The organism is Nocardioides aquaticus, from assembly GCF_018459925.1.
GTDB classification, from domain to species: domain Bacteria; phylum Actinomycetota; class Actinomycetes; order Propionibacteriales; family Nocardioidaceae; genus Nocardioides; species Nocardioides aquaticus.
Map to the genome: position 1 here is coordinate 3,480,499 of NZ_CP075371.1, position 19,734 is coordinate 3,500,232.

Annotated in this window: 17 protein-coding genes and 2 tRNA genes; 1 reads left to right on the forward strand and 18 read right to left on the reverse strand. The window is 73.0% G+C overall.

What is annotated here, in order from left to right; translation table 11 throughout:
• The first annotated feature begins 42 nt into the window (after window positions 1–42).
• A complete protein-coding gene (valS, locus tag ENKNEFLB_RS16755; protein WP_214056426.1) occupies window positions 43–2,670 on the forward strand; it encodes a valine--tRNA ligase in 2,628 nt (875 codons plus the stop codon).
• A gap of 92 nt (window positions 2,671–2,762) precedes the next feature.
• Here the strand turns inward: valS and ENKNEFLB_RS16760 are convergent, their stop codons facing one another.
• From ENKNEFLB_RS16760 to ENKNEFLB_RS16845, 18 genes are all read right to left on the reverse strand, one after another.
• On the reverse strand, window positions 2,763–3,689 hold the full coding sequence (locus ENKNEFLB_RS16760) for a hypothetical protein (protein ID WP_214056427.1): 927 nt from the start codon (window positions 3,687–3,689) through the stop codon (window positions 2,763–2,765).
• Window positions 3,690–3,835: 146 nt separating this feature from the next.
• Complete coding sequence (gene clpX / locus ENKNEFLB_RS16765; protein WP_214056428.1) at window positions 3,836–5,119, reverse strand: ATP-dependent Clp protease ATP-binding subunit ClpX; 1,284 nt, start codon at window positions 5,117–5,119, stop codon at window positions 3,836–3,838.
• A gap of 87 nt (window positions 5,120–5,206) precedes the next feature.
• Window positions 5,207–5,821 (reverse strand): ATP-dependent Clp protease proteolytic subunit, encoded by a 615-nt coding sequence (locus tag ENKNEFLB_RS16770; RefSeq protein WP_214056429.1) that lies wholly within the window; start codon window positions 5,819–5,821, stop codon window positions 5,207–5,209.
• Between the two features lie 4 nt (window positions 5,822–5,825).
• Window positions 5,826–6,431: an ATP-dependent Clp protease proteolytic subunit gene (locus tag ENKNEFLB_RS16775; RefSeq protein ID WP_214059550.1), complete on the reverse strand. Its 606-nt coding sequence runs from the start codon at window positions 6,429–6,431 to the stop codon at window positions 5,826–5,828.
• 52 nt (window positions 6,432–6,483) lie between these two features.
• Window positions 6,484–7,047, reverse strand: a complete 564-nt coding sequence (locus tag ENKNEFLB_RS16780; protein ID WP_214056430.1) for an SRPBCC family protein — start codon at window positions 7,045–7,047, stop codon at window positions 6,484–6,486.
• Between the two features lie 7 nt (window positions 7,048–7,054).
• Window positions 7,055–8,263, reverse strand: coding sequence for an esterase/lipase family protein (locus tag ENKNEFLB_RS16785; protein WP_214056431.1), 1,209 nt, complete (start codon window positions 8,261–8,263; stop codon window positions 7,055–7,057).
• A 52-nt stretch (window positions 8,264–8,315) separates the two neighbouring features.
• Entirely contained in the window at window positions 8,316–9,788 is a 1,473-nt protein-coding gene (gene tig, locus ENKNEFLB_RS16790) for a trigger factor (RefSeq protein WP_214056432.1), read from the reverse strand.
• Between the two features lie 51 nt (window positions 9,789–9,839).
• Window positions 9,840–9,915: transfer RNA gene (locus ENKNEFLB_RS16795), tRNA-Pro, on the reverse strand.
• A 55-nt stretch (window positions 9,916–9,970) separates the two neighbouring features.
• Window positions 9,971–10,044: transfer RNA gene (locus ENKNEFLB_RS16800), tRNA-Gly, on the reverse strand.
• Window positions 10,045–10,139: 95 nt separating this feature from the next.
• Complete coding sequence (locus tag ENKNEFLB_RS16805; RefSeq protein WP_214056433.1) at window positions 10,140–11,243, reverse strand: PP2C family protein-serine/threonine phosphatase; 1,104 nt, start codon at window positions 11,241–11,243, stop codon at window positions 10,140–10,142.
• Window positions 11,244–11,277: 34 nt separating this feature from the next.
• Window positions 11,278–12,141: an Fpg/Nei family DNA glycosylase gene (locus ENKNEFLB_RS16810; RefSeq protein ID WP_214056434.1), complete on the reverse strand. Its 864-nt coding sequence runs from the start codon at window positions 12,139–12,141 to the stop codon at window positions 11,278–11,280.
• Between the two features lie 4 nt (window positions 12,142–12,145).
• Complete coding sequence (locus tag ENKNEFLB_RS16815) at window positions 12,146–12,655, reverse strand: ribose-5-phosphate isomerase (protein ID WP_214056435.1); 510 nt, start codon at window positions 12,653–12,655, stop codon at window positions 12,146–12,148.
• 12 nt (window positions 12,656–12,667) lie between these two features.
• Window positions 12,668–13,594 (reverse strand): alpha/beta hydrolase, encoded by a 927-nt coding sequence (locus ENKNEFLB_RS16820; RefSeq protein ID WP_214056436.1) that lies wholly within the window; start codon window positions 13,592–13,594, stop codon window positions 12,668–12,670.
• 14 nt (window positions 13,595–13,608) lie between these two features.
• Complete coding sequence (locus ENKNEFLB_RS16825; protein WP_246535622.1) at window positions 13,609–14,178, reverse strand: LURP-one-related family protein; 570 nt, start codon at window positions 14,176–14,178, stop codon at window positions 13,609–13,611.
• 20 nt (window positions 14,179–14,198) lie between these two features.
• Entirely contained in the window at window positions 14,199–16,010 is a 1,812-nt protein-coding gene (gene metG / locus ENKNEFLB_RS16830; protein ID WP_214056437.1) for a methionine--tRNA ligase, read from the reverse strand.
• A gap of 25 nt (window positions 16,011–16,035) precedes the next feature.
• Window positions 16,036–17,232 (reverse strand): N-acetylmuramoyl-L-alanine amidase, encoded by a 1,197-nt coding sequence (locus ENKNEFLB_RS16835; RefSeq protein WP_214056438.1) that lies wholly within the window; start codon window positions 17,230–17,232, stop codon window positions 16,036–16,038.
• Between the two features lie 72 nt (window positions 17,233–17,304).
• Window positions 17,305–17,904 (reverse strand): mycothiol-dependent nitroreductase Rv2466c family protein, encoded by a 600-nt coding sequence (locus ENKNEFLB_RS16840; protein WP_214056439.1) that lies wholly within the window; start codon window positions 17,902–17,904, stop codon window positions 17,305–17,307.
• Between the two features lie 58 nt (window positions 17,905–17,962).
• Entirely contained in the window at window positions 17,963–19,645 is a 1,683-nt protein-coding gene (locus ENKNEFLB_RS16845; protein ID WP_214056440.1) for a CHAP domain-containing protein, read from the reverse strand.
• Window positions 19,646–19,734 lie beyond the last annotated feature (89 nt).

Consider the following 19,734-nt stretch of genomic DNA (forward strand, 5'->3'; position numbering starts at 1 on the left):
CGGTGGCGGCGCACCGGGTTTCCCGACCGTAGGCTGGGTGCCATGACCGACACCCAGCAGCAGGCCCCGGACCCGACGAGCACCGCCACCGGTGCCGTCGTCGTACCGGACAAGCCGGCCCTGGAGGGCCTGGAGGAGACCTGGTCGGCGCGCTGGAAGGCCGACGACACCTACGCCTTCGACCGCACCCAGCCGCGCAGCAACGTCTTCTCGATCGACACCCCGCCGCCGACGGTGAGCGGGAGCCTGCACGTCGGGCACGTCTTCTCCTACACCCACACCGACCTGATCGCCCGCTACCAGCGGATGCAGGGCAAGTCGGTGTTCTACCCGATGGGCTGGGACGACAACGGCCTGCCCACCGAGCGCCGGGTGCAGAACTACTACGGCGTGCGCTGCGACCCCTCGCTGCCCTACGACGCCGACTTCACCCCGCCGGAGAAGCCCGACCCCAAGAAGCAGGTGCCGGTCAGCCGGCCCAACTTCGTCGAGCTCTGCGAGCGCCTCGTCGTCGAGGACGAGCAGGTCTTCGAGGCGCTCTGGCGCCGGCTCGGACTGTCGGTCGACTGGAGCCAGCACTACACGACGATCGGGCCCAAGGCGCAGGTCGCCAGCCAGCGCGCCTTCCTGCGCAACTTCGCGCGTGGGGAGGCGTACCTGCAGGAGGCGCCGACGCTCTGGGACGTCACCTTCCAGACCGCGGTCGCCCAGGCCGAGCTCGAGGCCCGCGACTACGCCGGCGCGTACCACCGCGTGGCCTACCACCGCGCGGACGGGACGCCGGTGCACGTCGAGACCACGCGCCCCGAGCTGATCGTCAGCGCCGTGGCGCTGATCGCCCACCCCGACGACGAGCGGTACGCCGACCTGTTCGGGACCACCGTGACCTCACCGGTCTTCGGCGTCGAGATCCCGGTCCTGGCGCACCCGGCGGCGGAGATGGACAAGGGCGCCGGCATCGCGATGTGCTGCACCTTCGGCGACCTCACCGACGTCACCTGGTGGCGCGAGCTGCAGCTGCCGGTGCGCACCGTGATCGGCCGCGACGGCCGCTTCACCCGCGAGACCCCCGGCTGGCTCGAGGGCCCGGGCGCGGCGGCGTACGACGGGCTGTCCGGCAAGACCGTCTTCTCCGCCCGCGAGGAGACCGTGCGCCTGCTCCGCGAGGCCGGCGACCTCGACGGCGAGCCCACCCCGACGCAGCGGATGGCGAACTTCTACGAGAAGGGCGACAAGCCGCTCGAGATCGTCGCCACCCGCCAGTGGTACGTCCGCAACGGCGGCCGCGACGTCGGCCTGCGCACCGAGATGCTCGAGCGCGGCGCCGAGATCACCTGGGTCCCCACCCACATGCGCCACCGCTTCGACAACTGGGTCGGCGGGCTGAACGGCGACTGGCTGATCTCGCGGCAGCGGTTCTTCGGCATCCCCTTTCCGGTCTGGTACCCCCTCGACGACGAGGGCGAGCCCGACCACGCCCACCCGCTGATGCCGACCGAGGCCGAGCTGCCGGTCGACCCCTCGACCGACGCCCCGCGCGGGTACGACGAGTCGACCCGCGGCAAGCCGGGCGGGTTCGTCGGCGACCCCGACGTGATGGACACCTGGGCGACCTCCTCGCTGACGCCGCAGATCGCCGGCGGCTGGGAGAGCGACCCCGACCTGTTCGAGCGGGTCTTCCCGATGAACCTGGCCACCCAGGCCCACGACATCATCCGGACCTGGCTGTTCTCGCGGGTCGTGCGCGCGCACTTCGAGAACGGCGTGGCCCCGTGGAGCCACGCGCTGATCTCGGGCTTCGTGGTCGACCCGGACCGCAAGAAGATGTCGAAGTCCAAGGGCAACGTCGTGGTCCCCACCGACATCCTCGACCGGTTCGGCGCCGACGCGGTCCGCTGGCGCGCGGCGATGTCGCGCCCGGGCCTGGACTCGCCCTTCGACGAGAGCCAGATGAAGGTCGGGCGCCGGCTGGCGATGAAGGTCCTCAACGCGTCCCGCTTCGTGCTCGGCAACGTCGGCGCCACCTCGCGGAACGCCTTCGAGGTCGCCGAGCCCGTCGACTGCGCGCTCCTGGGCCGCCTGGCCACCGTCGTGACCCGCGCGACCGAGGCCTTCGACGCCTACGACTACACCACCGCCCTCGAGGTGACCGAGCGCTTCTTCTGGGAGTTCTGCGACGACTACCTCGAGCTGGTCAAGGAGCGGGCCTACGCCGAGGACGGCGGCTCCCCCACCGCGTCGGCACGCGCCACGCTCGCCCTGGCCCTGGAGGTGCAGCTGCGCCTGCTGGCCCCGTTCCTGCCCTACGTGACCGAGGAGGTCTGGTCGTGGTGGCGACCGGGCTCGGTGCACCACGCCGCCTGGCCGGTCGTGGCCGACCTCGGCGCCCCCGCCGCCGCCGACCCGTCGTCGCTGGACGCCGTGGCCTCGACGCTGGCCGGCATCCGGGGCGCGAAGTCCCAGGCCAAGGTGTCGATGCGCACCCCGCTGGGGCGGGTGGAGGTCCGCGGACCGCAGCAGCTCGTCGACGCCGCCGCCACCGCCGAGCCCGACCTCCGGGCCGCCGGCCGCGTGACGGGCGAGATGACCTTCGTGGCCGACGACAGCCGCTCCGAGATCCTCGTCACGGCCGAGGTCGCCCCCGAGGCACCCGGGGCCCCGCAGGCCTGACCCGGCGGCACGCCGCCCGGGACACACAGCAGCGGATCACTGCCACCTGGTGGCAGTGATCCGCTGCTGTCGTGCTGGCAGGAGTTGCGTGGTCAGGCGGCGGGCGCGGGGGCCCCGGCCGGCTCCGCCGGCTCGACGGGGGAGGCCGGCTCGGCCGGCTCGACCGGGGTGGCCGGCTCGACCGGGGTGGCCGGCTCGACGGGGGTGGCGGGCTCGGCGGGCTCCACCGGTACGGCGCTCGGCCCCTCCTCCTCGACGCGCGGCTCGCACACGATCGGCGGCAGCGGCGGCACGATCGGGAGCGCGGGCGCGGCCGGGACCGCCGGGGCCGGCGGCGGGGCCGGGCTGCCGCCGACCGACGGACCCTCGTCCTCGGGGCCACCGTCGCCCGCACCGTCCGGGGCACCGAAGGCCGGGCTGCCACCCTTCACCGGCGGCGTCCAGGGCGCGGCCGGTGCGGCCTCCGGCTGCGAGGCCGGGTCGGTGGGTGCCGGCCCCTCGGCCGGGTCGTCGCTCCCGTCGGCCCCGTCGGCCCCGTCGCCGCCGACGGCTGCGCCAGCGGTGCCACCTGCCGGGCCGGAGGCGGGGCCCGCGGACCCCTGCGCCACGGTCTCCTGGCCGTCCGACGAACCCGCGGCCACCGGTCCCGAGCGTCCGCCCGAGGTGGTGCCGGAGACGGGGCCGGAGACGGGGCCGGACGTGGACGCGCCCTCGCTCGAGGACGCTCCGCCGGTGATCGCCGTCCTGGGCAGGTCAGCCGCGGTCAGCTCGGAGCCGTCCGAGCCGGCCGTGGCGTCCAGGACCGACGCGGCACCGTTCTGCGCGGACGCGTCGGGCGTGTCCGACTCGCGGAGCCGGGACCCGCCGAGCGGGGCGCTCTCGATCAGCCGGGTGGCGAAGGTGCGCGCGTCGATCGGCACCGGTGACGCCTCCCCACGCGCCGTGGCGACCATGACGAAGCCGCACAGGACCGCCACCATGCAGAACACCAGGAACGGTGCTCGTTGGTTCTTGCTCATTGTTCGCTGCCCCCGCAGGTCATGAGGTCGTGACGACCCGAGCCCATTGTCGGGCCACCGCCGCCACGCACCGACCAGAACAGCAGAAATGACTCGAAGTGACTAGCAGGCGACGCCCCCGGGACGACCCGGGGGCGTCGCCGGCCTCAGGCGGACTTCTTCTTCTTGGGCTCGGCCTCGCGCAGCACCAGGGTCGGGGCCACCTCGTCGTCGACCACCTCGCGGGTGATGACGACCTTGGCGACGTCGGCGCGCGACGGGACGTCGTACATGACGTAGAGGAGGACCTCCTCGATGATCGCGCGCAGCCCACGGGCGCCGGTGCCCCGCTCCATCGCCTTGTCGGCGATGGCGAGGACCGCCTCGTCGGTGAACTCGAGCTCGACGCCGTCGAGCTCGAAGAGCTTCTTGTACTGCTTGACCAGCGCATTGCGGGGCTCGGTGAGGATCTGCACCAGGGCCTCCTGGTCGAGCTTGTTGACGCTGGCGATCAGCGGGAGCCGGCCGATGAACTCCGGGATCAGGCCGAACTTGGTCAGGTCCTCGGGGCGCACCTGGGAGAGCAGGTCGGTCGCCTCGCGCTCGGCCTGGCCGCGCACCTCGGCGGTGAACCCGAGCGACTTCTTGCCGACCCGCTGCTCGACGATGTGCTCGAGGCCCGCGAAGGCCCCGCCCACCACGAACAGGATGTTGGTGGTGTCGATCTGGATGAACTCCTGGTGCGGGTGCTTGCGCCCGCCCTGCGGAGGCACCGAGGCGCTGGTGCCCTCGATGATCTTCAGCAGCGCCTGCTGCACGCCCTCACCGGACACGTCGCGGGTGATCGAGGGGTTCTCGGCCTTGCGGGCCACCTTGTCGATCTCGTCGATGTAGATGATCCCGGTCTCGGCCTTCTTGACGTCGTAGTCGGCGGCCTGGATCAGCTTGAGCAGGATGTTCTCGACGTCCTCGCCGACGTAGCCGGCCTCGGTCAGCGCCGTGGCGTCCGCGATCGCGAAGGGCACGTTCAGCATCCGCGCGAGGGTCTGGGCCAGGTAGGTCTTGCCGCACCCGGTCGGCCCGATCACCAGGATGTTGGACTTGGCGACCTCGACGACCTCGTCCTTGCTGTGCTTGCCGCCGGCCGGGACCACCCCGGCCTGGACCCGCTTGTAGTGGTTGTAGACCGCGACCGCCAACGACTTCTTGGCCTGCTCCTGCCCGATGACGTAGGAGTTGAGGAAGTCGAAGATCTCCTTCGGCTTCGGCAGCTCCTCGAGACCGACCTCGGAGCCCTCGTTCAGCTCCTCCTCGATGATCTCGTTGCACAGGTCGATGCACTCGTCGCAGATGTACACACCGGGGCCGGCGATCAGCTTCTTGACCTGCTTCTGGCTCTTCCCGCAGAAGGAGCACTTCAGCAGGTCACCCCCGTCACCGATCCGGGCCACCGGCGATCTCCCCTCTAGACGGACGTACAACCATGGAACGGTACCCCGTGCCACCCCCGGGACCGGCGGGTGACACGGGGGTGGTGCTCAGGTCCCGGCGAGCGCCGGGGTGCCCTTGCGCGAGTCCAGCACGCCGTCGATCAGGCCGTAGTCCTTGGCCTGCGCGGCCGTCAGGATCTTGTCGCGCTCGATGTCGCGGCTGACCTGCTCGATGTCGCGACCGCTGTGCTCGCTGATCATCGTCTCGAGCAGCTCGCGCATCCGGAGGATCTCGTTGGCCTGGATCTCGATGTCCGAGGTCTGGCCGAACGTGCCCTCGGTGTAGGGCTGGTGGATCAGGATCCGGCTGTTGGGCAGGGCCAGGCGCTTGCCGGGGGCCCCCGCCGCGAGCAGGATCGCGGCCGCCGAGGCGGCCTGACCGAGGCAGACCGTCTGCACGTCGGGCTTGATGAACCGCATCGTGTCGTAGATCGCGGTCAGCGCCGTGAAGGAGCCGCCCGGGGAGTTGATGTAGATCTGGATGTCCTGGTCGGGGTTCAGGGACTCCAGGCACAGCAGCTGCGCCATCACCGCGTTGGCGACGTCGTCGGAGATCGGGGTGCCGAGGAAGATGATGCGGTCCTCGAACAGCTTGCCGTAGGGGTCGATGCGACGCACGCCGTAGGAGGTGCGCTCTTCCCACTGGGGGATGTAGTAGCTCATGTCGTCAGTCCTTCGTGTGGGCCGGTCGGCCCTCGTCGGCGGCGTCGCGCGCGTTCTTGACCACCTTGTCGACCAGGCCGTACTCCATGGCCTGGTCGGCGGTGAACCAGCGGTCGCGGTCGGCGTCGGCGATGACCTGCTCGATGTCCTGGCCGGTGTGCTCGGCGATGAGGTCGAGCAGCACCTTCTTGATGTGCAGCGACTGCTGCGCCTGGATCTTGATGTCCGAGGCGGAGCCGCCCATGCCCGAGGAGGGCTGGTGCATCATGATCCGCGCGTGCGGCAGCGCGTACCGCTTGCCCTTGGCGCCGGCGCAGAGCAGGAACTGCCCCATCGAGGCCGCCAGGCCCATCCCGACGGTCGCGACGTCGTTGGGGATGTAGTTCATGGTGTCGTAGATCGCCATGCCGGCGTCCACGGAGCCACCGGGGCTGTTGATGTGCAGGAAGATGTCGGCCTCGGGGTCCTCGGCCGAGAGCAGCAGCAGCTGGGCGCAGATCGCGTTCGCGTTCTGGTCGCGCACCTCGGAGCCGAGGAACACGATGCGCTCGCGCAGCAGCCGCTGGTAGATGTGGTCGTCGAGCACGTTGAGTCCTGCCCCGCCGTTCATCTGCGGGAGGCCCTCGCCAGGTCGGGTCTCGTAGTCGTTCACCCGGCCGACACTAGCCCGCGTCGGGCCCCGAACCACGGGTGGTCGGGCCCTGTTCGCCAACAGCGGACGCGGACGCCGCGGCGGCCATCCGCTCGACCGTGCGGGCCATGCCGGCCTCGAGCTCGTCGGCGTGGGCGTCGGTGCCGCCGAGCAGCAGCGGCGCCGCCAGCCGGCTGAGCCCGGTGAGCCCCCGGGGCACCGGCCGGCGGTGCACGACCCTGGTCCGCCCGTCGCCGGTCGGCTCCAGCTCCCAGATCCAGCGGGCGCCGCTGGTGCGCGTGTCCCACGACAGCAGCCGGCCGGGCTCGAGCTCGGCCACCACGGAGCGGGTGGGCCAGACCACGACCCCGCGCCGGTTGATCCCGAGGTACTGCTGCCCGACCCGCAGCCCGCCCGGCAGCAGCGGGCGCATGGTCACCAGCTCGGGGCTCCACTCCCCCATCCGCGCGACGTCGGCCAGCGTCGCCCAGACCGCGGCGGGCGGCGCGTCGACCACCTGCTCCGCGCGCAGCTCACGAGCGGCGGACGACGACGACGCGGACGACGCTGGAGAGGGGTCTCGGTCGGAGGTCACCGCGCGATCATCCCCGCCCGACCTCGGCGGCGTCGAGCCACCGGCCCAGGGCGGCGTGGACGTCGGGGTGGTTGAGCAGGCCGAAGTGGTCGGTGCCGCCGACGTGGAGCACGTCCGCGCCCGGGAACAGCTCGGCCCCGCGACGGTCCCGGCCGTACGCCGAGCGCGGCCGGACCAGGACGTCGCCGACCAGGTCCCCCACCGGGTGCCGCTGCTCGCGGGTCAGGGTGGCCGCCACCAGGTGGTACCGGGCGTGCGGCCACGGCGGCACGTCGGAGGTCAGCCCGGCCACCAGGTCGTGCACGCCCTGGGAGCGCCAGTCGAGGATGCGGCCGAACGCCGCGGTCTCCGGCAGCAGCCCGAGGCCGCGCGAGCCGTGCCCGACCCCCCAGGCCACCGGGGCGCCCAGGTGGGGCGTGCCGAGGGTGACGACGTCGCTGACCAGCTCCGCCCAGGCCCGCCCGGAGTCCGGGGGTGCGGGGGCCACGGCGCCGGCGGCGCGCACCACCAGGCCGCCCATGGAGTGGCCGACCAGGACGACCCGGCGCACCGGGACCGGCCAGGCGTCGACGACCCGCTGCATCAGGGCGGCGAGCGCGACGCCGTTCTCGCGCAGCGGCAGCCCCGAGTTGAGCCGGAGGAAGACCGGGGTCCAGCCGCGGGCGGTCACCGCCTCGCCGTAGGTCGTGCCCACGCTGGCGCGGTGCAGGCCCCAGGCCTCCTCGCTCTCGCAGAGCCCGTGCAGGAAGAACACGAGGTCGCCGGTGGCCTCCGGGAACGCCGCGGCCAGCGGCACCGGGTCGGGCTCGACGTCGCGGTGGTGCACGCGCACCGCCAGCGGGATCGCCAGCTGCGGGCGCTCCTGCAGCAGCCGGTCCCCGATCAGGCCGTTGACGGCCGAGGACACGAAGCGGCCCCGGGGGTGGTCCTCCAGCCGCGGCCCGGCGCCCGTGGCCGCGAGCCGGTCCAGGCCGACCGAGGTCGCCCGGAGACCGGCCCCGAGGCCGGCGTACACCGCGGAGGCGATGCCGCGGTGGGCCACCTCGGGCACGGCGGAGACGCCGAAGGTCGCCCTGCGGGTCACCCGGTGCGCCCGGTCGGCGATCGCCAGGTGCGTGTCCCGGGCGCTGCGCACGACCAGCTCGTCGGCGACCTGCGCCAGCAGCGACAGCGCATCCAGCACGGACGCGCCGGGGGCGGGGGCGACGGAGGTCATCCCCCCACGCTAACCGATCCGGTGCACAGGCGTGCACCGGATCGGCCGGGCGTCACTCCTTGGTGGTGTCGTCCTCGGCGGTCTCGCCCTCGGCGCCCTCGGCGCCCTGGACGTCCTCGGCGGACCCGTCCGCGTCGTCCTCGACCGACTCGTCCCCGGCGTCGGCAGCCTCGGCCGCAGCGACCTCCTCGGCGGAGGCGATGCTGCCGTCGGGGCGCAGGTTGCGCATCTCGACCACGTTGCCGGACGCGTCGGTGACGGTGGCGGACTCGACGATGGAGGCCAGCGCCTTGCCCCGCAGGATCTCCTGGACCAGGTCGGGGATGTGGTTGTGCGCGAACATGTGGTTCGCGAACTCCTGCGGGTCCTGGCCGGACTGCTGGGCGCGACGCACGAGGTGCTGGGAGAGCTCGTTCTGGTCGACGCCGAGCTCCTCCTTCTTGGCGATCTCGTCCAGGATGAACTGGGCGGCGACCGCGTCGCGGACCCGCTTCTCCAGGTCGGCCTCGAACTCGTCGACCGTCTGGCCCTCGTCGTCGAGGTAGGCCTGCATGGTCATCCCGGCCTGCGCGAGCTGCTGCTCGACGCTCTGGCGACGGGCGGTGAGCTCCTCGGCCACGACCGACTCCGGCAGCGGCACGTCGACCTTCTCGAGGAGGACCTCGAGGACGGCGTCGCGGGCGGCGGCGGCCTGCTCGAGGCGCTTGCCGTTGCGCAGCCGGTCGCGCACGTCCTCGGTGAGCTCCTCGTAGGTGTCGAACTCCGAGGCCTCCTGGGCGAAGTCGTCGTCGAGCTCGGGCAGCTCCTGCTCCTGCACCTGGCTGACGCGCACGCTGACCTCGACGTCCTCGCCGACCAGGTCGCCACCGACGAGCTGGGTGGTGAAGACCTTGTCCTCGCCGGCCGACAGGCCGAGCAGGGCCTCGTCGAGGCCCTCGATCATCCCGCCGCGGCCGACCTGGTAGCTCATCTGGCTGACCTCGGCGCCCTCGACGGGCTCGCCGCCCTGGGTGGCGAGGAGGTCGATGACCACGAAGTCGCCGTCGGCGGCGGGGCGCTCGACGTCGGAGAGGGTGCCGAAGCGCTCGCGCAGCGCGGCGACCTGCTCCTCGACGTCGGCGTCGGTGACCTCGAGGTCGTCGACGCCGGCCTCGATGCCGTCGTACTCCGGCAGCTCGATGGTCGGCTTGACGTCGACCTCGGCGGTGAACTCGAGCTGCTCGTCCGGGGCGAGGTTGGTGACCTCGATCTCGGGCTGGGCGAGCGGCTGCAGGTCGTTCTCCTGGAGCGCCTCCATGTACTTCTGCGGCACGAGGTCCTGCACGGCCTCCTGGAGGACGACCTCGCGGCCGACCTGCCGGTCGATGATCGCGGCGGGGACCTTGCCGCGGCGGAAGCCGGGGACGTTGATCTGCTGGGCGATCTTCTTGTAGGCCGCGTCGAGGCTCGGCTTGAGCTCCTCGAAGGGCACCTCGACGGTCAGCTTGGCCCGGGTCGGGGTCAAGGTCTCGACGGCGCTCTTCACAGGTTGTCTCCTCGGTGTTCAGGTGTGCTCGGGTGGGTGGTGCTGGGACGGTGGTCGGGGCGACAGGACTCGAACCTGCGGTCTCCTGCTCCCAAAGCAGGCGCGCTAGCCACTACGCTACGCCCCGCCAAGAGGCCCTGGCCGCCCGCGCGATCACCCGCGCAGGACGTCCGGCGGCTCCTTGGAGCGGATGACGGGAATCGAACCCGCGTAGCCAGTTTGGAAGACTGGGGCTCTACCATTGAGCTACATCCGCCGGCGCGGGATCGGGCCCCGTACACCCCGGGAATCCTCGCACAACGCCCGGACGGCGCCCAATCGGGCCCGGCTCGGCCCGGCCCGGATCGGGGCTCAGGTGCGGTGGACCACGATCATCGCGCGGTCGTCGTCCGGGGAGCCCAGCGCGGTCACCAGCCGGGTCGCGGCCCCGCCCACGCTGCCCCGCAGCAGCTGCTCCGCGGCGCCCAGCAGCCGGTCGATCCCCAGGTCGATGTCGCGCCGGGGCTCCTCGACCATGCCGTCGGTGTAGAGCAGCAGGGTGTCGCCGTGGCCGACCACGCCGCGCGCCGCGACGAAGTCGGGCCCCTCGATCAGCCCGAGCACGGGCCCCTCGCTGTCCAGCACGCGCCACCGGCCGGAGCCGGCCGAGCGGTGCAGGGCCGGCGGGTGACCGGCCGAGCGGACCTCGTAGGCCCCCGTGCCGAGGTCGACGGAGAGGTGCACGGCGGTCGCGAAGCCCTCGTCCCAGTCCTGGCGCACCATGTAGTCGTTGGCCGCGGGCAGGAAGCCGTCGGGACGCGTGGCCCCCAGCAGGCCGCCGAAGGCGCCGGAGAGCAGCAGCGCGCGGGTGCCGGCGTCCGCGCCCTTGCCCGACACGTCGACGACCACCACCTCCAGGCGGCCCGGGTCGTCGACCCGGGTGGCCACCACGAAGTCCCCCGCGAAGGGCGTGCCCCCCGCGGAGTGGATCGCGGAGTCGACCTGCCACCCCTCGGGCAGCGCGGGGATGCCGCCCTGGGTGAGGATCCGGTCGCGCAGGTCGACCAGCATCGACTCGCCCCGCAGCCCGCCGACGCCGAGCTGGGAGCGGCGGAACGAGGTGAAGAGCACGATCAGCCCCATCGTGAACTGCACCGTGGTCGGGCCGACGATGCGGCCTCCGGAGTCCCCGACGAGCGCCACCTGCGCGGTCAGCAGCAGCATCAGGTAGATCACGAACCACGGCAGCGTGCGCGGGCCGAGGAAGATGCTGCCGACCAGCAGCGGGACCATCAGGCTGGTGAACGGCATGATGCCGTCGAAGGCCACGACGAGCAGGGCCACCACGGTCGACACGGCACCGAGGCCGACCGAGAGGCGCGTCTCCGCGCTCACGCCGTGCCGGCGCAGCGACCGGAGTCCTCTCCGGGGCGCGAGCACGCGCTCCGGGCGCACGTCCCGGGTCGGGGTGCTCATCGCGGCACCGCCTCCGCTCGCTCGCTGGGAGCGCTCACCCTACGGCGCGGGAGCGGAACACGGGCTGGCAACGCGGGCACCAGAACAGGTTCCGGGCGGCCAGCTCCCTGGTCCGCACCGTCGCCCCGCAGACCAGGCACTCCTGCCCGTCGCGGCGGTAGACGTAGTGCTGGCCCGTACGCCGCCGCGCCGGCCGCTGGCGGGCCGCCGCGCGGTCCTCGGGGCGCAGCGTCTCGATCCTGCCGCTGCGCACGCCCGCCGCCATCAGCTCGACGAGGTCGTCCCACACCGCCTGCCACTGGCTGACCCGCAGGGTGCGTCCGGGACGCATCGGGTCGAGCCGCTGCCGGAAGAGCACCTCTGCCCGGTAGACATTGCCCACGCCGGCCAGCACGGACTGGTCCATCAGCAGCCCGCCGATCGGGGCCCGGCTGCGGCGGATCCGCTGCCAGGCCCGGTCCGGGTCGGCGTCGGGCTTCAGCGGGTCCGGCCCGATCCGGTCGAGCACGGCCTCGCGCTCGGCCGGGGTGACCAGGGCGCACTGCGTGGCGCCGCGCAGGTCTCCGTACGCCGTGCCGGCGCCGTGACCGTCGGCACCGTCGGCGACCAGCCGCATCCGGACCGCCCCGACCGGGGCCGGCACCGCGTCCACGCCGGGGAGGCCCGCGTGGACCGGCAGCTTGCCGTACAGCCCGAGGTGGACGTGCACGACGTCCTCCTGGTCGAAGTCGAGGAACAGGTGCTTGCCGGTGGCCTCGGCGGCGCGCAGCACCCGGCCGTCCAGGATCGCCGCGGACTCCTCGAAGCGGCCCTGCGGGCTGGTGACCCGGACGTGGCGCCCGCCGAAGGCGGCGTCGAGGTCGAGCGCGAGCCGCAGCAGGGTGTGGCCCTCGGGCACGTCCTCAGGCCTGCTCTGCGGCGGGACGCGCGGAGTCCGGCAGCGGCGGCAGCCCGCCCCCGGTCTCGTACGTCGACAGCTGCTCGATGCGGCGCACGTGGCGCTCGTCGCCGCTGAACGGCTCGGCGAGGAACACCTCCACGAAGCGGGTCATGTCCTCGAGCGGGTGCAGCCGCCCGCCCACGGAGACCACGGTCGCGTCGTTGTGCTGGCGGGCCAGGCGGGCGGTCTCCTCCGACCACGCCAGCGCGCACCGCACGCCGCGCACCTTGTTGGCGGCGATCTGCTCGCCGTTGCCCGAGCCCCCGACGACCACACCCAGGCTGTCGCGGCCCTCGGCGCGCTCGGCGGCGACGGCCTCGGCCGCCCGCAGGCAGAAGACCGGGTAGTCGTCGAGCGCGTCGTAGCGGAAGGGACCGTGGTCGACCGGCTCGTAGCCGTGCTCGCCGAGCCAGGCCAGCAGGTGGTCCTTGAGCTCGAGCCCGGCGTGGTCGGATCCGACGTGGACGCGCATGGCGCGATCCTCTCAGGCCCCCGGGTCCGGACGGGTGGTGGGCAGGTGGTGGGCCACGAAGGCGCCGACCTGCTGGATCGCGGTGCTCGCGGCGTCGTAGGCACCCGGGTGGCGCCAGAACCCGTGCAGCATGCCGAGGTAGCGGGTGCCGGTCACCTCGACGCCGGCCTCGGCCAGCAGCGCGACCAGGTGCTCGCCCTCGTCGAGCAGCGGGTCGTGCTCGGCGGTGAGCACCAGCGTCGGCGGCAGCGTCGCGAGGTGCTCCGAGAGCAGCGGCGCGAGGTCGGGGTCGGCGAGGTCGGCCGACGAGGCGGCGTACTGCTCCCAGTACCAGGTGGCGTCGCGGGGGTCGAAGCCGTGCGTCTCGCGCCGGAAGGAGGGGAAGGAGCCGGTGGGGTCGAGGAAGGGGTAGATCAGCACGGTCGCGGCGAAGCGGCCGGGGTGGCGCAGCGCGGCGACCAGGGCGAGGTTGGCGCCGGCGCTGTCGCCGTGTGCCACCACCGGCACGTCGAGCCCGCGCCCGGGTCCCTCGGCAGCCAGCCAGGCCAGCACCGTGTCGACGTCGTCGGGCGCGGCCGGGAACCGGTGCTCCGGCGGGCGGCGGTAGTCGACGCTGAGCACCGCGTGCCCGCTGGAGACCACGAGGCGGCGGCAGGCGGCGTCGTGGACCTCGACGTCGTTGAGCACGAAGCCCCCGCCGTGCAGGTGCAGCACCAGCCCGGTCACGGAAGCGTCCGCCGGGTCGACGGGCAGGTAGACCCGGCACGGCACCCCGTGCGCGTCGACGTCCTCGACGTGGGCGACGCGCTCCCGGGGCTCGGCCGCCGCGGCGACCCGGGACTCCGCCCGGGCCCGGGCGACGTCGAAGGCCGGGTCGCTGACCGGGACGTCGCCCGCGGCAGCCTCGAGGGCGGCGCGGGCCTGGGGGTGCAGGGCCATCGTGGTCCGCCCGCTCAGCGCGCCATCAGGGCGTCCAGCGCCACCGCGACCGCCGCGGCGACGCGGAAGTCGATCTCGGGGTGCGGCACCGTCACCGTGTACTTGTCGCGCACCGAGCCCTGGCGGGAGACCGAGAGCAGCGGAGCCCCGTCGGGGGCCACGAAGTCGAAGTGGATCGGCAGGAAGGGGATGTCGGCCACCCGGCGCACGATCGCGACCAGCTGGCTGCGCTCCCGCCCGGTCCCGGCGTACCCCGGGCCCTCGAGGTGGAAGGTCGAGCGGAGCAGGCTCGCGCCGAAGTCCTTGCGGAAGAAGCCCAGCGGTGCGCCGGCCTCGTCGGTGACGTCGTAGCCGGCGTTGAGGTCCATCCGCTGCCGGGCCTTGAAGGCGAAGACCGGGCGCGCCTTGGAGGAGTCCTCGAAGAAGGTGACCTGCTCCTTGAACGCCAGCCGCTTCTGCTCGGCCAGCCCCATCATCGCGCCGGTCGAGCCGTCCGGGTTCGCGGCGTAGAGCTCGTAGCGGTTGGTCGTCAGCGCGACCTTCTGCTTGACGAAGAACGAGGGCAGGTACATCGAGGCGGTCACGGCGGCGATCCTAGGCCGGTTCAGCCCTCGGGCGTGGCCAGACGCTCCCGCTCCTGCTCGACGACCGACGGGTCGAGCTTGGTGAAGACCGGCGTCGGCTTGGCCACCGGGGTCCCGGCCACGACCGGGCGGGACTCCCAGCGCGGCGTGCCGCGGTAGTCGCCCGTGATCACCGGGTACGGCCCGAGGCCGGCGCCGGCGCCGGGGTCGAGGTCCTCGACCTGCTCGATGCGCGGCATCGGCACCAGCTCGCCCTCGCCCCCGTAGACCGCCCACACCCGGTTGGCGGCGTGCGGCAGGAACGGGGCCAGCAGCAGGTTGCAGTCCAGGACGCACTGCGCGGCGACGTTGAGGACGGTGCCGAGCCGCTCGCGCTGCGCCTCGTCCTTCATCTTGTAGGGCTCGGTGACGGTGAGGTACTTGTTCACCTCGCCGACGCAGCGCATCGCCTCCGCGATCGCGGCGCGCTGGCGGTGCCGGGAGATCAGCCCGCCGACCGCGTCGAACCCGGCGCGCACGGTGGCGAGCACGTCCTCGTCGACCTGCTGCAGCGGGCCGCGGGGCGGGACCTCGCCGAAGCTCTTGGCGATCATCGTCGCCGTGCGGTTCACCAGGTTGCCCCAGCCGGCCACCAGCTCGGAGTTGGTGCGCTGCACGAACTCGGCCCAGGTGAAGTCGGAGTCGGAGGTCTCGGGGCCGGCCGCGCAGATGAAGTAGCGCAGCGCGTCGGGCTGGTAGCGCGTCAGCATGTCGCCGACCAGGATCACGTGACCGCGGCTGGTCGAGAACTGCTTGCTCTCCATGGTCATGAACTCCGAGGAGACGACCTCGGTGGGCAGCACGAGGTCCCCGTACGTCCCCGGCTCGCCGCCGCGGTCGCCGCGGCCGTCGTAGGCCAGCAGCTCCGCCGGCCAGATCTGGCTGTGGAAGACGATGTTGTCCTTGCCCATGAAGTAGTAGGCCAGGGTCTGCGGGTCGTTCCACCAGTCGCGCCAGGCCTCGGGCGTGCCCTGGCGGCGGGCCCACTCGATCGAGGCCGAGAGGTAGCCGATCACCGCGTCGAACCAGACGTAGAGGCGCTTGGTGGGCTGGTCCTCCCAGCCCGGCACGGGGATGCCCCAGTCGATGTCGCGCGTCATCGCGCGGGGGCGGATCTCCTTGAGGATGTTCTGGCTGAACCGGATCACGTTGGGCCGCCACAGCCCGGTGGCCTCGCGCTCGTCGAGCCACTCCCCCAGCGCACCGGCCAGCGCGGGGAGGTCCAGGAAGTAGTGCTGGGTGTCGACGAACGACGGGGTCTCGCCGTTGATCTTGGAGCGGGGCGCGACCAGGTCGGTGGCGTCCAGCTGGTTGCCGCAGTTGTCGCACTGGTCCCCGCGGGCCTCGGTGTAGCCGCAGATCGGGCAGGTGCCCTCGATGTAGCGGTCGGGCAGGGTGCGACCGGTCGAGGGGCTGATCGCCGACTGGGTGGTCTGCTCGACCAGGTAGCCGTTGCGGTGCACGGTGCGGAACATCTCTTGCACCGTGAGGTAGTGGTTGCCGGTCGTGGTGCGGGTGAACAGGTCGTAGGACAGCCCGAGGTCGTGCAGGTCCTGCACGATCACCGCGTTGTTGCGGTCGGCGAGGTCCCGGGCGCTGACGCCCTCGGCGTCGGCGGCGACCAGGATCGGCGTGCCGTGCTCGTCGGTGCCGGAGACCATGAGGACGTCGTGGCCGGCCATCCGCATGTAGCGGCTGAAGACGTCGGAGGGCACCCCGAAGCCCGCGACGTGGCCGATGTGGCGGGGGCCGTTGGCGTAGGGCCAGGCGACGGCGGACAGGACGTGGCTCATGCCCCGATCCTAGGGACCCGCCTGCTCACGCCAACCGTTGGATCCGCGCCGCCGCCCGCCGGCGCACCCAGGTGAGGCGGCCGTAGAGCCTGCTGCCCGGGCAGGCGGTCTCGTTGGTGTCGCGGTGACCGTCGATCACGCGCAGCCGGACGCGCTGCCCGGACCGGTACCGGTCGCTTCCCGAGGAGGTGACCCGGACGCTCGCCCGCGGCCGACGTCCGTGCTTGTGGAGCTTCCAGGCGGCGATCTTGGCCAGGCCCCGGATGATCCGGCGGTTCGCTGCCCCGGCCTCGAAGTTCCCGATCACCGCCACCCCGAAGGAGTTGCTGTTGAACCCCAGCGTGTGCGCGCCGCGCACCGGGCGCTCCACCCCTCCGGCCCGACCGGCCCAGATCCGGCCGAAGCGGTCCACCAGGAAGTTGTAGCCGATGTCGGACCAGCCGAGGTTCTGGGTGTGGTACCGGTACATGCCCCGGATCAGGCCGGGCACGTCGCCGCGCGCGTACCCGTTGGAGTTCACCGTGTGGTGGACGTGCATCTGCCGGATGGTGCTGTCGATGGTCGGCGACCCGGTGCGCAGCCGTTCGTCGGCCCCCCAGTCCCGACGGGAGCGGATGGCCGGTCGCAGCCCCTTGTCGCGCGTGGAGGAGCGGGGCAGCACGCGCGCGGGCAGCACCTCCGGCTCGATCAGGGCCAGGGCGGGATCGCCGGCCGCGCCGCTGGTGCGGACCTGGAGGGCGTCGCTCGGGCCGACCCACGTCAGCTCGGTCGAGCGCAGCGTGGGGTCGCCCTCGCCGCTGTCGAGGTCGGGCCCGTCGTGCTGGAAGCGCAGCGTGCTCCAGGGACGCCAGGTGCCGGAGCCGACCGGGCGGGTCCGCACCTCGACGGTGGTCTCACCGCCGCGCCAGGTCACCCCGACCATCGAGAACGGGTCGGTCTCGACCGTGCTGGTCTCGAGGCCGGCGGCGCCGGTGCTGCGTCGGGCCGACCCCGCGGCCAGCGACGCCAGCGGGACGTCGGCGGCGCGGACCCCGCCGGGCCGGGAGGCCAGGGCGACGCCGGTGCGCCCGCCGGACAGGCGGGCGCGGGTCACGCCGTCCCCGGTCCCGGGCTCGTCACCCCCGCCGGAGAGGGCGTCGATGACGGGCACGGCGACGACGGCACCCACGGCGGCCGTCGCGACCACGGTGACGGTGCGCCGACTGGGAGACGGGAGGCTCATGGACATTGATCATGCGTCACATCAGCAACATCCGTCCAACCCGTCACACCCCGGCGCGGCGCGCCGACGGGGTCAGCTGAAGTCCAGCGCCTCGTTGCGGGAGCGCTTGAGCTCGAAGAAGTGCGGGTAGGAGGCCATCGCCACCGCGCCGTCCCAGATCGCGCCGGCCTGCTCGCCGCGCGGGATCCGGGTCATCACCGGACCGAAGAACGCGACGCCGTCGATGGCGATCGTCGGCGTGCCGACGTCCTCACCGACCTGGTCCATGCCCTCGTGGTGGGAGGAGATGATCGCCTCGTCGTAGGAGGTGTCCTCGAAGGCCTCGGCCAGCTCGGCAGGGAGCCCGACCTCGGCCAGCGCCTCGGCCATGACCTGCTGGTCGCGGCCGCGGTCCTGGTCGTGGATGCGGGTGCCCATCGCGGTGTAGAGCGGCAGCAGGTGCTCGCGCCCGTGCTGCTGCTGCACCGCCATCGCCACGCGGACCGGGCCCCAGGCACCCTCGAGCGCCTTGCGGTACTCCTCGGGGATCTCCTTGTCCTGGTTGAGGTAGCCCAGGCTCATGATGTGCCAGGTGACGTCGACGTCACGGACCTTCTCCACCTCCAGCATCCAGCGCGAGGTGATCCAGGCGAACGGGCAGAGCGGGTCGAACCAGAAGTCGGCTTTCGTCATGCCGGTGCAGCGGTCGCCGGGCGCGCGCTATTCCCGCGCGCCCGGCGACCCGGGCCGCTCAGCCGGCCGGCAGCACCGTGACCGGCACCTCCACCGAGACCGGTGCGATCAGGTCCGAGCCGAGGAAGTCGACCCGGACCACGCGCTCGCCGGCCTTCAGCGGGGCCACGACGACACGGGCGACCCCGGCCTCCACGGTCACCGGCACCTCGCGGCCACGGATGGTGACCAGGGCCTGACCGGTCGGCACCTCCACCCCCGGGGCGCTCAGGGCCAGGGTGACGACGGCCTCGCGGGCCCTGCCGGTCGCGACCACCTCGAGCGAGGGCGTGGCGCGCACGGCGCGCTCGACCTCGACCAGCTGCGTGGTCGGGCGGTACCCCGCCCGCACCAGCTCGACCTCGACGGAGAGCCATGCCCCGACGTCGCGGGCCCGGACCGGGTAGGTCGCCGCCGCACCCCGGACACCCTTGATCCGGGCGCCGTCGCGCAGCCACCGGTAGCGCACCTCGGCCTGGGCCGGGGCGAACGACCCGGGATCGACCGCGAGCTCCTCGCCGACCTGCGGCGTGCCCTCGACGCGGGCCGGCTCGACGACCTCGACCGACGGCGCCGTCACCGGCGCCGTGGCGACGGACCGGGTGCGGGCGGGCACGTGGCCCCGACCGAACCCGTCCACCCCGGCGACCACGCGGGCGCCCTCCAGGTCCTCGGTCAGCACCAGGCGAGCACCAGTGGCGCCCTCCACGAGCTCGCCGTCGGCGAACCACGAGAACCGGGTGCTGCCGGGCTCCGGCGTCATCGTGCCGGGGGTCGAGGTCAGCACCTGGCCGACCTCGGGCGTCCCGGTGACGACCGGGGGTGTGGTGGTGAAGCGGCCGCGCCTGACCGCGGCGGTGCGCTGCGAGACGACCGTGGCGGCCTCGTAGCCCGCCTTGCGGGCCGTCACCTGCAGCGTGATGGTCTTGCCCACGTCGCGCGGGCGCGGGGTGAACCGGTTGCCGGTCGCACCCTCGACGGCCCGTCCCTCGACCAGCCACTGCCGCTCGGCACCCTCCACCCGGGGGGTCCAGCTGCCGCGGTCGCTGGTGAGCGCCCGGCCCACGGTGGCGGTGCCGCCGACCCGCGGCAGCGTCTTGTTCGCCAGCTCCGGGGTGCTGTCGACGAAGTGCACGAAGCCGTCGGGCCAGGTGCCGGCCGCCACGCTGTAGCGGCGCCAGTGGAAGTCGCCGCCCCAGCTGTCCTCGCTGACGATGATCTCCGTCGGGCTGACGACCCGCTCCACGTAGGCCACGTGACCGGCGGACCCGGAGACGCCGGACCGGTACGCCCGGAACCAGGCCACCGCCCCCACCTCGGGCGTGCGGTCGGTCTTCGAGGCGTTCGAGGTGCCCCAGAACATCGCGTTGCCGCTGCCGGACCACGGACGCACGTTGGGCATCCCCGCCTGCACCATCCGGTAGGCCACGTAGTTGGTGCAGTTGTGGCCGGAGTACATGTTCCAGTACATCGTCCCGCCGCGCTCCTTGTAGCCCGCGTGGCCGTAGCCGGCGCGGGCGCAGGCGTCGTACCCGGTGCAGAGGTAGGAGCTGCTGCTGCTGGTGACGGCCTCCTTCGCCGCGGCGGTGCCGGCGACCGGCAGCAGGGTCGAGGCACCGAGCGCGAGGGCGAGCGCGCCCGCGACGAGCAGCCGGAGCAGGGCGTCGGGACGGGTGCGAGAGGTGCTGGGCGCAGAGGTCACACCGGGGAGGCAACCACATGTCAAGCACCGACACGCCGACACGCGACAAATTTCTCAACTTTCCCACGCATCACACCGGCCCCATCCTC